This is a genomic window from Maribacter forsetii DSM 18668, assembly GCF_000744105.1.
Lineage (GTDB): Bacteria > Bacteroidota > Bacteroidia > Flavobacteriales > Flavobacteriaceae > Maribacter > Maribacter forsetii.
Map to the genome: position 1 here is coordinate 798659 of NZ_JQLH01000001.1, position 13645 is coordinate 812303.

Annotated in this window: 11 protein-coding genes; 3 read left to right on the forward strand and 8 right to left on the reverse strand. The window is 35.1% G+C overall.

Annotated elements, in window-relative coordinates:
• Positions 1-708: a UMP kinase gene (gene pyrH, locus P177_RS03355; RefSeq protein ID WP_036151830.1), complete on the reverse strand. Its 708-nt coding sequence runs from the start codon at positions 706-708 to the stop codon at positions 1-3.
• Between the two features lie 154 nt (positions 709-862).
• Between pyrH and P177_RS03360 the strand changes: the two genes are divergently transcribed.
• Positions 863-2734: a M61 family metallopeptidase gene (locus P177_RS03360; protein ID WP_036157726.1), complete on the forward strand. Its 1872-nt coding sequence runs from the start codon at positions 863-865 to the stop codon at positions 2732-2734.
• An 82-nt stretch (positions 2735-2816) separates the two neighbouring features.
• Here the strand turns inward: P177_RS03360 and tsf are convergent, their stop codons facing one another.
• The 4 genes from tsf to rplM form a co-directional block, all read right to left on the reverse strand.
• Complete coding sequence (gene tsf, locus P177_RS03365; protein WP_036151832.1) at positions 2817-3782, reverse strand: translation elongation factor Ts; 966 nt, start codon at positions 3780-3782, stop codon at positions 2817-2819.
• Positions 3783-3852: 70 nt separating this feature from the next.
• Complete coding sequence (gene rpsB / locus P177_RS03370) at positions 3853-4971, reverse strand: 30S ribosomal protein S2 (protein ID WP_036151833.1); 1119 nt, start codon at positions 4969-4971, stop codon at positions 3853-3855.
• Between the two features lie 241 nt (positions 4972-5212).
• On the reverse strand, positions 5213-5599 hold the full coding sequence (rpsI, locus tag P177_RS03375; RefSeq protein WP_036151836.1) for a 30S ribosomal protein S9: 387 nt from the start codon (positions 5597-5599) through the stop codon (positions 5213-5215).
• 1 nt (position 5600) lies between these two features.
• Positions 5601-6056, reverse strand: coding sequence for a 50S ribosomal protein L13 (rplM, locus tag P177_RS03380; RefSeq protein ID WP_036151839.1), 456 nt, complete (start codon positions 6054-6056; stop codon positions 5601-5603).
• A gap of 245 nt (positions 6057-6301) precedes the next feature.
• Between rplM and P177_RS03385 the strand changes: the two genes are divergently transcribed.
• Positions 6302-8932 (forward strand): DUF5916 domain-containing protein, encoded by a 2631-nt coding sequence (locus P177_RS03385; protein WP_036151841.1) that lies wholly within the window; start codon positions 6302-6304, stop codon positions 8930-8932.
• Between the two features lie 93 nt (positions 8933-9025).
• Positions 9026-9532, forward strand: coding sequence for a hypothetical protein (locus tag P177_RS03390; protein ID WP_036151843.1), 507 nt, complete (start codon positions 9026-9028; stop codon positions 9530-9532).
• Positions 9533-9584: 52 nt separating this feature from the next.
• Here the strand turns inward: P177_RS03390 and P177_RS03395 are convergent, their stop codons facing one another.
• The 3 genes from P177_RS03395 to P177_RS19315 form a co-directional block, all read right to left on the reverse strand.
• A complete protein-coding gene (locus P177_RS03395) occupies positions 9585-9884 on the reverse strand; it encodes a T9SS type A sorting domain-containing protein (protein WP_036151845.1) in 300 nt (99 codons plus the stop codon).
• An 89-nt stretch (positions 9885-9973) separates the two neighbouring features.
• A complete protein-coding gene (locus P177_RS19310; protein ID WP_051941696.1) occupies positions 9974-10648 on the reverse strand; it encodes a hypothetical protein in 675 nt (224 codons plus the stop codon).
• Entirely contained in the window at positions 10645-13527 is a 2883-nt protein-coding gene (locus tag P177_RS19315) for a leucine-rich repeat domain-containing protein (protein ID WP_051941697.1), read from the reverse strand. The genes P177_RS19310 and P177_RS19315 overlap by 4 nt, the downstream gene beginning before the upstream one ends.
• Positions 13528-13645 lie beyond the last annotated feature (118 nt).

Genomic DNA, 13645 nt, shown 5'->3' on the forward strand with positions numbered 1-13645 from the left:
TTATAGGTTGACCGTTGTACCAATAGTTTGGCCGTCAACAATTTTAAGTAAGTTTCCTTTTTTGTTCATATCAAAAACTACAATTGGTAGTTCATTTTCTTGACTTAGTGTAAAGGCTGTAGTATCCATCACCTTTAATCCTTTTGTAAGTACCTCTGAAAAAGAGATATTATCAAATTTCGTAGCACTTTTATCCTTTTCTGGATCGGCAGTGTAAATACCATCAACCCGGGTTCCCTTTAGAATTACATCGGCTTCTATTTCAATAGCCCTTAGTACTGCAGCAGAATCCGTAGTAAAATATGGGTTACCTGTTCCTCCGCCAAAGATAACAACTCTTCCTTTTTCTAAATGCCTCATGGCACGTCTTCTAATGAAAGGCTCTGCAACTTCGTTAATTTTAATGGCACTTTGTAATCTGGTTTGTATACCGTTCATTTCTAATGCACTTTGTAATGCTAAGCCATTAATTACGGTTGCCAACATTCCCATGTGATCACCTTGTACTCTGTCCATTCCTGTTGCTGCACCTGCTAAGCCACGAAAAATATTACCGCCACCAATAACTATGGCAACTTCAATACCTTTTTCAACTACTTCTTTAATTTCTTCCGCATATTCATTTAGACGATTAGAGTCTATTCCGTATTGCTTTTCGCCCATTAAGGCTTCACCGCTTAGTTTTAGAAGAATTCTTTTGTAGTGCATCTTAATTTTTTATTTGCCATCAAAAATAATGAAAATATTTGATGGGTGTAGTCAATATTTGGTTGAAGCAAAACATAAATCGTTGAGATGTTGTCCTTACATATTATCTATCTTTGATATCATTGATTTTAAATATTCACTTATGAAGTTTTTTATGAAGAAAAATGTATTAATTATTGCCATTGCTTTACTATTAAACGCTTGTGGGGCAGGTAAGGCTCTTTTGTCTGTTGAGAATAGTCCCGTGGTCACCTCTATTGATTTGGTAAATGTTGTCGATGATAAAGTTCAGGTAGGAATCAACCCTGGAGTGTTTACAACTTCAACGGTCATATTTAGAATACCTAAGACTGTGCCTGGAACATATAGTTCCGATAATTACGGTAAGTATATTGAAGATTTTGAAGCGCTAGATTATAAAGGGAATGTTCTGCCTAGCACTAAACTAGATGAAAACTCTTGGAGTATTTCAAATGCTGCTCAGTTAGATAAAGTTCAATATTGGGTAAATGATACTTATGATACGGAGGATGAAGTAGATGATGCTGTTTTCTCGCCGGCAGGTACCAATATCTCAAAGGATAGCAATTTTATGCTTAATCTTCATGGATTTGTAGGTTATTTTGATGGGTTCAAAGAAATACCTTATGCTATTCAGATTAAAAAGCCAACAGATTTGGTAGGTACTACCACGCTTGCCAGAGAAGTAAATAATAAGCCAGATCCTTTGTGGGATGCTTTTAAGGCAAATCGTTATTTTGAAGTAATTGATAACCCAATAATGTATGCAAAACCAAATACAGAGTCTTTTGAGATAAATGGTATTACTGTAACCTTAAGTCTTTTTTCTCCTAATAACGTTTACAAGGCGTCTGATTTAAAAGATAGAATGGTGGCTATGATGGGTGCTCAAAAGAAATTTTTAGGAGATGTTGATAGTACAAAGGAATATAACATCTTATTATATATGTCTGATAATACTGTGCCAGATGCTCATGGGTTTGGAGCATTAGAACATCATACCTCTACTGTGGTTGTGTTACCAGAAGCTATGGATATTGGACGTTTAGAACAGGCTATGGTAGATGTGGTTTCTCATGAGTTTTTTCATATAGTTACACCGTTGTCCGTTCACTCTAAAGAGATTCAGTATTTTGATTTTAACGACCCAAAAATGTCTGAACATTTATGGATGTATGAGGGCACTACAGAGTACTTTGCTAATTTATTTCAGATTCAGCAAGGTCTAATTACTGAAGAGGATTTTTACGAACGTATGTTGGCTAAAATCACTAATTCAAAATTTTATGATGATAGTATGTCTTTTACTGTTATGAGTAAAAATATATTGGAACAGCCTTATGAACCTAATTATGCCAACGTATATGAGAAAGGAGCTTTAATAAATATGTGTCTAGATATTATATTGCGAGAGAAGAGTGGAGGGGAGAAGAGTATGCTTTGGTTAATGAAAGAGTTGTCTAAAAAATATGGTACAGACGTTCCTTTTGAAGATGAAGCTTTGTTTGGGGAAATTGTTTCCATGACATATCCTGAAGTTGATACTTTCTTTAAGCAGCATGTAATTGGTACAACACCTATAGATTATGATGTGTATTTTGCTAAGGTTGGTTTAGTGACAAAGAATGTTGAGGAGCCTGCCGGTTACTTTTTTGATGGTCAAGTGCCTTATATGGATGTTGATGTAAAAAATGATAGCGTAGTATTTATTCGTAAGAATATAGCCTTGAATTCTTTCTTTGATGATTTAAAATTGAAGGGTGGCGATATTTTTAGGGTTATCAATGGTCAAGATATTAATTTAGAAACCCTACGTCCGATAATAGGTGAAAGCTTTGGTTGGACACCAGAAACCGTAGTCAGCATGACTGTAGAAAGAGATGGGGAAATGATATCTGTAAAAGGACCAGTAGGGCAACCTTTAAAGAAGGTTAGGAAAATTGTTCCGTTAGAAGGGGTAACTGAAGAAACCGTTAAGTTGCGAAATGCCTGGTTGAAAAATTAGGAGATAAGTAAAATATTGAAAATAAAAAAACCGTCTACTTTTTACAGTAAGACGGTTTTTTATTGAGTTAGTTGTATTGTAATTAACCTACGGTTACACGTTTAAAACCTAAAACAGAAACATCACCATGAGACTCAACATATTTAGCTACGTTGATTTTCTCATCCTTAATGAAGTTTTGGTCTAATAAACACTGTTCTTGGTCCAAAGTAGTATTATCAGATACGAATCTTTCCATTTTTCCTGGAAGAATTTTATCCCAAATTTTCTCTGGTTTACCTTCAGCTTGTAATTGTGCTTTAGCATCTTCTTCTGCTTTAGCCATGACTTCAGGAGTTAACTGCGACATAGAAATATACTGAGGTACATTTTTAAGTGTTTTACCTAAACGACCTAGTTCTTCGTTGTCTTTTTCAATAACAGCTATTCTAGCCTCTGTTTCAGCAGCTACGAATGTAGGGTCAAAATCTTTGTAAGATAATGTTGTTGCACCCATAGAAGCAACTTGCATAGAAACGTCTTTAGCCAATACATCAGCAGTCTCAACCTTAGCAGATAGACCAACTAAAGCAGCGATCTTGTTAATGTGAACGTAAGAACCAACATATGGTGCTTCTAATTTTTCAAAAGCCGTGATTTCTAATTTTTCACCAATAACACCAGTTTGCTCAACTAATTTGTCAGCAACTGTCATACCTCCAAAATCAGCAGCTAAAAGCTCTTCTTTAGAGTTACAGCTAAGTGCTATTTCAGCTAATTGGTTGGCAAGAGAAATAAAGTTCTCGTTTTTACCAACGAAATCAGTTTCACAACCAAGTACTATAGCAACACCAACAGTTTGGTCAGAATTTAACTTAGCAATCGCAGCACCTTCAGATGAATCTCTGTCTGCTCTTTTTGCTGCTACTTTTTGCCCTTTTTTACGAAGCACTTCAATGGCTTTGTCAAAATCACCTTCGGCCTCGACCAAAGCGTTTTTACAATCCATCATTCCAGCGCCAGTCGCCTTTCTTAATTTATTTACTTCTGCGGCGGTAATTTTTGCCATTTTATTTTCTTTTAGGATACCCGTTTTAAAGGGTTGTTCTTAGATTTATTTATATCAAAAATAGAAAAACTTATTCTACACCACCTTTAGTGTTGTCTTGCCATTCTTTAAGTTCGTCCCATTTACCATCAGCAGCCATTTTAGCTTGCTTTGGCCAAGAGGTAGGATCTAAATGAGCCATTCTAGAACTTGCTTCTGTTAAGATTTCTTTGATCTTTTCAGCTTCGCCTTTAGAAAGGTCTTCGAATGTAGCGATACCTGCAGCAACTAATGCTTCAGCAGCTTTTGGTCCAATACCTTCAACTTTTGTTAAATCATCAGCCTTCACATCTTTAGCTACTGCTTCTTTTGTAGCCTCAACATTTACCTCAACGTCTGGTACGTTAGCAACCATTGGTGCAGGTTTAGTATCAACCTTAGCTGGAGTTGGAGCTGGCTTTTCAGCTGCTACTTTTTTCTTAGGAGCTTTTTCTTTTTTATCTTCTGAGTTACCTTTTTCAGCCTTACGTTCTGCCAGACCTTCAGCTACTGCGTTGGTAACTTCTGTCATAATGATGTCAATAGACTTTGATGCATCATCGTTAGAAGGTATAAGGTAATCTACATCTCTAGGATCACAGTTGGTATCTACCATTGCGAAAATAGGAATGTTCAATTTTTGAGCTTCTTTTACTGCAATGTGTTCTCTCATTGTATCAACAATGAACAAAGCACCTGGTAAACGAGTCATTTCAGAAATAGAACCTAAGTTCTTTTCTAATTTTGCACGTAAACGATCAACTTGCAATCTTTCTTTCTTAGATAATGTAAGGAAGGTGCCATCTTTCTTCATACGATCAATAGAAGCCATTTTCTTAACAGCTTTACGGATAGTAACAAAGTTGGTTAACATACCACCTGGCCATCTTTCTGTGATGTAAGGCATGTTTACTGCAGCTGCTTTTTCAGCAACGATATCTTTTGCTTGTTTTTTGGTAGCTACGAAAAGTATTTTTCTACCTGATGCTGCAATTTTGCTAAGAGCCTCATTGGTCTCGTCTAATTTTGCAACTGTTTTGTAAAGGTTGATTACGTGAATACCATTACGCTCCATGTAGATGTAAGGAGCCATGTTAGGATTCCACTTTCTTGTTAGGTGACCAAAATGTACACCTGCTTCTAATAATTGTTTTACTTCGACTCTCGCCATTTTAAATTTAGTTTACGTTCTTATGAATTAGCAATGATAAAGTGGTATTTCGATTTACAACCGAAAAGCCTTCATCATTTAGATGCTAAACTAATCTTACCTTTAATATTAAGTGATTAAAGGATTTTTAATTGTCCTAAAAGGACTTTCAATGAACTTGTTAATAATCTGGATTTTCCAGTATGATAAAATATAAAAATAGGCACCCAAAAAGGGTGCCTGGTAATCTTGTAATTCCGAATTAACGTTTCGAGAATTGGAATTTTTTACGTGCTTTCTTCTGACCGAATTTCTTACGTTCAACCATTCTAGGGTCTCTAGTTAATAGACCTTCTGGTTTTAAGACTGTTCTGTTCTCAGCATCAATCTCACACATTGCTCTAGATAAAGCAAGACGAATAGCTTCTGCTTGACCAGTGATACCACCACCGTAAACATTTACTTTTACATCGTAAGTATCTAAGCTTTCAGTTAATGTGAAAGGTTGTTTTACTTTGTATTGAAGTGTTGCAGTTGGGAAGTATACGCTTAAATCTTTGTTGTTAATAGTGATATCACCATTACCATCAGAAAGATATACTCTAGCTACAGCGGTCTTTCTACGACCAATTTTATGAATTACTTCCATCTTATTTAATGTCTTTTAAATTAACAACAGTTGGCTTTTGAGCTTCTTGACCGTGCTCTGTACCTGCGTAAACTTTAAGGTTTCTAAAAAGTTCTGCTCCTAATCTGTTCTTAGGTAACATTCCTTTTATTGCTTTTTCAAGAATACCTTCTGGATTTTTATCCAATAATTGTTTTACACTAGTAGTACGTTGACCACCTGGGTAGCCAGTGTATCTCATATATGATTTATCAGACCACTTGTTTCCTGTAAGAACAATTTTCTCTGCGTTGATAATAACAACATTATCACCACAATCAACATGAGGGGTGAAACTTGGCTTGTGCTTTCCTCTTAACAAATAGGCGACTTTTGAAGCCATGCGTCCTAATGTTTCTCCTTCGGCATCTACCAATAACCACTCTTTGTTTACAGTTGTTCTGTTGGCCGAAACGGTCTTATAACTTAATGTATCCACTACTGCTATTTTTAACTATTATTTTAATCAATCCCTAGAAAGGGGCTGCAAATCTACAATTATTAACTTGAATTGCAAATACTTGTTTCTTATTTTTTTACATTTTTTAAATAAATGTAATATCTAACTACTTTGTCTTTATTGAGATACTGTTAAACTTATAGGTTTTATTACTGTTTCTGTAACAATTACAATTCTTTTGTGTCTCTTCATTATCACATCAATCAACCAAAGAACGCACAGTTATGAATAAATGTTTATCCCTAAGTATCTTATTTCTACTATTTCTAACGACAGTAGTAGCTCAAAAAGATGTTGCAAAGGTACAAAGGGAATATATTACCAAGCAACTTACGTTAGGAGAAGAAATTACAATTGACGGAGAATTGTCTGATAAGGCTTGGGATACTGTATCTTGGGATGGGGATTTTACTGTTTTTGATCCTAATAATGGAGAAAAACCAAGTCAATCCACAAAATTTAAGATTACCTACGATGCCAAATTTCTTTATGTAGGTATTCGATGTTATGATAGTATTCCTTCTAAAATAGAAAAAAGACTTGCAAGGCGCGATAATTTTTCTGGTGATTGGATAGAGATTAATATAGATAGTTATAACGATAAAAGAACCGGTTTCTCTTTCAATATTTCTGCCGCAGGCGTAAAGGGGGATGAGTTTATATCTCAAAATGGAGATTTTTGGGATGCTAGCTGGAATCCAATTTGGTATACTGCTTCTCAAATTGATGCGGAAGGATGGACTGCGGAGATGAAAATACCTTTCAGTCAATTAAAATTTGGAGAACAAAAAGAACAGATTTGGGGTTTACAATTGAACAGAAGATTTTTTAGGGCAGAGGAACGTTCTCTTTGGCAACCTGTTTCGTTAGATGCCCCGGGCTGGGTAAGTGAGTTTGGTGTACTTAGGGGACTTATTGATATTCAACCACAAAAACAATTAGAAATTCAACCTTTTTTGGTAAATCAATATGATTCATACCCTTCGCAAGATGGTAATCCATTTCGTGATGGTAATGATTATAGGTTAAATGCTGGGTTAGATGCTAAAATTGGTTTGACAAATGATTTGACCTTAGACTTGACCGTAAATCCGGATTTTGGTCAAGTAGATGCTGATCCGGGAGCTATTGCTTTAGACGGATTTCAAATCTTTTTTGAAGAGCGACGACCTTTTTTTATCGAGAACAAGAATATTTTCGATTATGAGTTTGCCGATGGTAATGACAATATTTTTTATAGTAGAAGAATAGGAAGAAGTCCGCAAGGTTTTGCAACGACAACACCAGATGAATTCATTGATCAGCCAACCAATAGTACAATTTTGGGTGCTGCTAAGTTCTCTGGTAAAACCAAAAACGGGTGGTCTTTGGGTCTTTTAGAAAGTGTTACCGGTAAAATGTATGCAGACATTGAAGATGTTGTAGGTAACAAACGATCAGAACTTGTAGAACCACTAACTAATTATCTGGTAGGTAGGGTGCAAAAAGATTTTAATGAACGTAATTCTTTTATTGGTGGAATTTTTACTGCTACGAATAGAAATTTACCAGATAATCTAGATTTTTTAAGAAGTGGTGCATACACCGGCGGTTTTGATTTTAAACACAATTGGAAGGATAGAAATTATTATGTGGAAGGCAACATTGTTGGTAGTCATGTTACAGGAAGTGAAGATGCAATTGCAAGAACGCAAACTAGTATAACGCACCTTTTTCAAAGAGTTGATGCAGACCATGTTTCTGTAGATATTAATAGAACCTCGCTTACAGGTACTGGTGGTAAAATAGAGATAGGTAAAGCAGGTGGCGGTAATTGGAGATATGACGGTGGCGTCATTTGGCGATCACCCGAATTGGAACTTAATGACATTGGATTTCTAAGACAAGCAGATGAAATAAAACAAACTGCATCTGTAAGTAGATTGTTTATTAAACCCACTAATTTCTATAGAAGGGCAAATATGGAATTAAGTCAGTATTCAACCTACGATTTTGAGGGTAATTATAATAGAATTCAATATCAGTTTGAGGGATTTATAAATTATAAAAATAATTGGTGGACAGAAGTTGGGGCAGCGCATAAACCCCGTATATTTTCTAATACCGTATTACGTGGCGGACCACGTTGGCGTTGGTCAGATGAAAATTTTGCATATCTATTTTTCGGTTCTGATAGTAGAAAGAAACTAAGTTTTACCTTGGGTTATGTAAATAGTCAGGCAGCCGAAAAAAACTTTTCGTTAGCGCGTTATGTGTTTAGATTATACTACCAACCTTTTGATGCTTTTAACCTGTCTATCTCTTCTGAATTTGAAGAGAACCCTAATAAAACGCAATATGTTACCGAAACCAATTTTAATGGAGATGCTAGATATATTACCGGTAATATTGATCAAAAAACGTTTAGTACTTCCATCCGTTTTAATTATAGTATAAATCCTAATCTATCTATTCAGTATTATGGCGAGCCATTTATTTCTAGAGGAACGTATACTAATTTTAATTACGTGAATAATCCTATTGCGGAAAGCCTCAATGAGCGAGTAACTTTATTCTCTGAAAATCAAATTTCGCAATCTAATAACACTGATAACTATTTGATTGATGAGGATTTTGACGGAATTACAGATTATCGGATTGAAAATCCAGATTTTTCATATGTCCAGTTTCGATCGAATTTAGTATTAAGATGGGAATATGTGCCTGGGTCGGAAATCTTTTTGGTCTGGTCACAAGGAGTTGTAGGGGCAGGGAATCCTGGTGAAACTTTGGGCAGGAATTTAGATCGTCAAATACTAGGGCAGAAAAAAGATAATACCATTTTGTTAAAGGCAACGTATAGATTTATACTCTAAGTCCCCGTCTCTGTTAGATAGCTGTTTGTTCAGATATGAAATAATAAGTTGATTTTTTCGTTTTTAAGCTTGTACAACCAAAAAACTAAAAAGATGTATAAGCATATTTTACTAATTGCAGGAGTAGTATTAACACTTGTATCTTGTAGTTCTGACAAAGATGAGACCCAAAATGAAGCAGAACTCAATAGTGCGGCTATTATAGGTACTTGGGATGCTACAGAACTTGAAATTGACAATGAAACGGCAAGTGACGATGTTAAATTTCGAAAACAGATTCTAGATTTTCTTACAGAAGAAAATTGCTTCATTATTACTTTGCAGTTTAATGAAGACTTAACGGCTAGCGCTTCTAATTCCGTAAATTATATTGAAGTTAACGCAACTGCTACGGGCTTAGATATTCCTTGCCCAACAGAGTCTGATACAAATGCTAGTACCTATACTTTTGATGGGGAAACTGTAACTACCATAGATGAAAATGGTGAGGAAGTGGCAATTGGTGTTACTATTGAAGGTAATGTAATGACATTAGATGCCAGCGATCTTGATATTCCTAACTTTTCAGAAGACGGGCAATTGATTTTCGTGAAGCGATAAACTATATTCAATTATAGTAATAAATGACCCTTGCACTTTGTGTGAGGGTTTTTTATTGCTTGTAAAATTTAGTTTTTACATTTTGATGTTCAGATTGTATGGTAATCATGTACAAACCTTTTTCAAGATTGAAAACAGGAATATTCAAGGAATTTCTTTTAATATCCCATTGGTGGTAAATGATTTGTGTGCCATAACTATCTCTAATGCTAATAGTGGCGTTAGCATCATTTTTAAGTCCTAAGACGTTGATAACGTTCGTTGCAGGGTTAGGAAAGACTTTTATGTCTTGCGCAGCTAGTTTACCTGCTCCAAGGCTTATAAATAATACTATGATTAGAAGTCTTTTCATGAAAAATAACGTGCCTCATTGTAGAAGTACGCTATATGCTAACGTTTGTAAAATACCTTTTCGTCTTTCTTTAAATAAACTTTAACTTTCTAGAATGTGAAATAGGTTCGGCTAGTAGATGTATTGTTGTTACTGTCTTTAGAAACTACTTGAACAATATATTGCTCTCCAGTTGTAATAGTGTAATTGGTATTTATATTGGTTGTATTCTCAAGAATCAACTCTAAGTTACCAGATGTGCCAATGTAAACGTCGTAAGTTGATAGGTCGTCATCTAAGTCTTCACCTACCCAAGATACGCTTACGGTGCCGTCACCATTATCTGAAACACTAATTTCAGCAGGAAAAGGGGCGAAATTCTCTGTGCTTGTGCCTTCTGAATAGAAGTTCCAAGAATCACTTGCTAAAGATTTACTTTCAAGAATTGCTGTTACCTTCCATGAAAATTGAGTTCCTTTTGGCAGCCCCACGGCTTCAGAGGTTGAATTTACTGTTCGTGAATCTGTCGAGTTGTTTTCTTGGTTCGTAATTTCTAATTCATATGAAGTAGCGTTTGTAGATGCTGACCATTGAAAATCTATACTTACCCCGTCAGTACCATTGTCTTCTCCTTCTGTACATATTAAGTTGTTTTCAGGAAATATAAGATTAAATGCACCCAGTTCTTTTTCTGTTTCCTCTGGCGGATTGTTGTTGCTGTCATCGCTACCGCCGCATGACGCAACTAGTAATCCTACCAAAATTAATTTTATAGCTAATTTCATTTTTTTACGAATTTTAAGTTGGTCTCTTTATCTCCATCTACAATTGTTAACATATAGATGCCGGGAGAAAGGTTAGAAATATTCATTTCTAATGTGCCGTTATTTATTTTTCGACTTTCTTGTAGTGATGTTACTCCGCTTATGTTTGATAAGATAACTTGAGCATTAGTCATTATATCTAAACCTTCAACTCGTAACATGTCTGCCGCGGGGTTTGGAGATAGAATAGCGTTGTTGATTACCATGCTATCATTAAAAACGCCTTGACAAATTTTATCTGTTTCTATAGAAATAACATTAACACCATTATCTAACGGAAATGATAGCTGCTGATTATTTATATTGTCCACTTGAAAGGTGTATACTTTGTCATTTACCAAAACCTCGTAATTCTTACTGCCTGAAACTACAACACTTGCTTTTTTAGCAGTGTAGTCTATAACGGTTTTACCAGAAATGAATTCCTCGGGAGTTTCAATATTCAAGCTAAATTCAATATTGGGCGCGCCAACTAATCGACCGATTTCTGAATTAGCAACAATGTTATAAGAACCTGATTCTAGATCAGTAACTGTGAGTGTGCTTCCGTTTTGTTGCGTATAATTAGCAGAGAAATTATTCGGACCTGTTATCGCTAATATATGTGTTTGATTAACTTTAAATTCAATAGTAAGCTTCCCATTTGCGGTATTAGGGCAAGAAGTGCTCGTAGCTTTTGCAGTAAAATCATCTTGTTTTGGTAATAAAATATCTTGATAGCTACAGCCAGTAGCACCTGTTACTGCTCCAATAGGTGTGTTTTCACAAACATCATTAGTATTGGGAACACCATCTTGATCAACATCGTTATCTGATAATTGACTTTCTGAGCAACCAAATGTATTTACACTCTCACCATAAGGGGTGTCTGGGCAAATATCATCTTCATTTAAAACACCATCTTTGTCATCATCAACACTGGTGACCAATAATCTACTAAAGTGTTTAACTAAAGTAAGGTCGGTTACTGTGGTGTTGTTGATTACGCAATCATATTTGCCTGCATCTTCTAGAGTAACACTATCAATTGTAAAAGTAGAATTAGTCTCATTCTCAATCTCAACTTCATCTTTTCTCCATTGATATGTATTGTTAACATGGGTAGTTTCGGTTACACTTAAAGAAAATTGTTCTCCTTCCAATAATGATGTTGGCGAACCATATAAACTACCTAAGTTCGTTTGTGGATGATAGTAAATATTCGATTGATTACTGATAACCTCAGTCAAATCTTCAAAGAGCAAAGAATTGTTTTGAATAAAAAACGAATAAATATCATCTTGAATAAATATTGGCACTTTGCCGCTAAAATTGTTATTGCTTAAATTTAATTTCAAAAGATTGGTAAGTTGCCCTAGGGGTGCAGGTATTGTACCTGTTAAATTATTTGATCCAAGTTGTAAAGAGTTTAAATTGGTGAGTTGTCCTAGTGATTCAGGGATTTCACCTGTTAAATTATTGCCTCCAAGTTCTAAATATTTTAAACTGGTGAGTTGACCTAAATGTTCAGGTATTTCACCTGATAAATTATTAACCGCTAAGTCGAGAGTTTCAATATTATTTAACTGTGCTAGCTCATTAGGTATGTTCCCTTCAAGATTATTGCTGTCAAGACTGAGTCTGTAAAGATTAGTTAATTGACCGAGTTCTGCTGGTATGGTTCCAGTTAATTCATTATTATCCAAAGTTAGTAGTTCAAGTGAATTAATCTGACTTAAACTACTTGGAATATTCCCGTCTAGGGAATTATATGAGAGTACTAAACTTTTTAATGAACTATTTTGACCAAATTGTGATGGAATATTGCCGGTCAAATTATTAGAACTTAATGATAATATTTCAAGATTTGCAAGATTTCCAATTTCAGTAGGAATATTGCCTGTAAGATTATTGTTGTATAATAATAGTGATTTTAATGAAATAAGTTGACCTATTTGAGGTGGTAAAGTACCTTCAAGTTCTGTATTTGAAAAATTGACTTCTTCTAATTTAGTTAAATTCCAAAATTCCATTGAAATTTCAGAAATTTGATTAGGTAGTTGTCCGTAAATCAAAGTTCTGTCTAATTCTATCTTTACTAATTCAGTTAGAAGTTGTATTTCAGGTGGAATTATGCCAATTAGATTATTTGATTTTAGGCTTAACTCGGTTACCCTTCCTTGTTCATTTGTAGTAACCCCATGCCACGTGCTAATCTCAGTACTAAGGTCCCATTGTCTTTGCCAGTTTGGTCCATCTGTGGCATAATATAATGCAATTAATGCTTCCTTGTCAGGGGTAACTGCTGTTTCAGGACCCAAAACCTGCAAATTATCTACTTTAATTGAGCTAGCAGGGTCTGTGTTTGCTCTAAAGGTTAATTCAAAAGCATAATCTTCTTCGGATTCAGTGTCAAAGTCGAAAGTGTAGGTGTGCCAATTGCCATCACTTTCTAAAGGAATGAACTCATGAATATATTGTATAGTATAGCTGCCTTCATCTTTTAAAACGTCTAGGTAGGCACTAAGGTTATTACCTGTGTCAGTGCTAACTTTGTAATCAAAAGTAAAGGTGTGACTAGTATTTGGTACCAAAACTATATCGTTTGTATTCCAAGTGCTAAGTTCGGTTTGGTTTACTAAAGTATTGTTCAAATCTAATTCTAGAGAAAAGTTCCCTTCTGTAGCGTCAATGCTTTTAGTAATATTGTTTTCATTGGCGATGCTCCAATTTTCTGGTGCTTCAGGGCTGCCAGACCAATTTTCAAAGCTAGCATTCTGTAAATAATTCGTTTGCGAAAATCCTGTAAAACAATACAAAAATAGGGCTGCCAATAGCAGCCTAGTGTAGTTTTTAATCATAGTATAATATGGTTAGCAAAACACTAATATAAATATTAGCGTTTTGTTAACAGAATATTTTCGTCGAAATACTACAATTGTTTCTTACAAAGTGTGGTTCTTCTATTACAAATATGGC

Bases quoted from the DNA above. Each gene is read 5' to 3' on its own strand.
- pyrH (WP_036151830.1), bottom strand. From the start codon at position 708: ATGCACTACAAAAGAATTCTTCTAAAACTAAGCGGTGAAGCCTTAATG.
- P177_RS03360 (WP_036157726.1), top strand. From the start codon at position 863: ATGAAGAAAAATGTATTAATTATTGCCATTGCTTTACTATTAAACGCT.
- tsf (WP_036151832.1), bottom strand. From the start codon at position 3,782: ATGGCAAAAATTACCGCCGCAGAAGTAAATAAATTAAGAAAGGCGACT.
- rpsB (WP_036151833.1), bottom strand. From the start codon at position 4,971: ATGGCGAGAGTCGAAGTAAAACAATTATTAGAAGCAGGTGTACATTTT.
- rpsI (WP_036151836.1), bottom strand. From the start codon at position 5,599: ATGGAAGTAATTCATAAAATTGGTCGTAGAAAGACCGCTGTAGCTAGA.
- P177_RS03385 (WP_036151841.1), top strand. From the start codon at position 6,302: ATGAATAAATGTTTATCCCTAAGTATCTTATTTCTACTATTTCTAACG.
- P177_RS03390 (WP_036151843.1), top strand. From the start codon at position 9,026: ATGTATAAGCATATTTTACTAATTGCAGGAGTAGTATTAACACTTGTA.
- P177_RS03395 (WP_036151845.1), bottom strand. From the start codon at position 9,884: ATGAAAAGACTTCTAATCATAGTATTATTTATAAGCCTTGGAGCAGGT.
- P177_RS19310 (WP_051941696.1), bottom strand. From the start codon at position 10,648: ATGAAATTAGCTATAAAATTAATTTTGGTAGGATTACTAGTTGCGTCA.
- P177_RS19315 (WP_051941697.1), bottom strand. From the start codon at position 13,527: ATGATTAAAAACTACACTAGGCTGCTATTGGCAGCCCTATTTTTGTAT.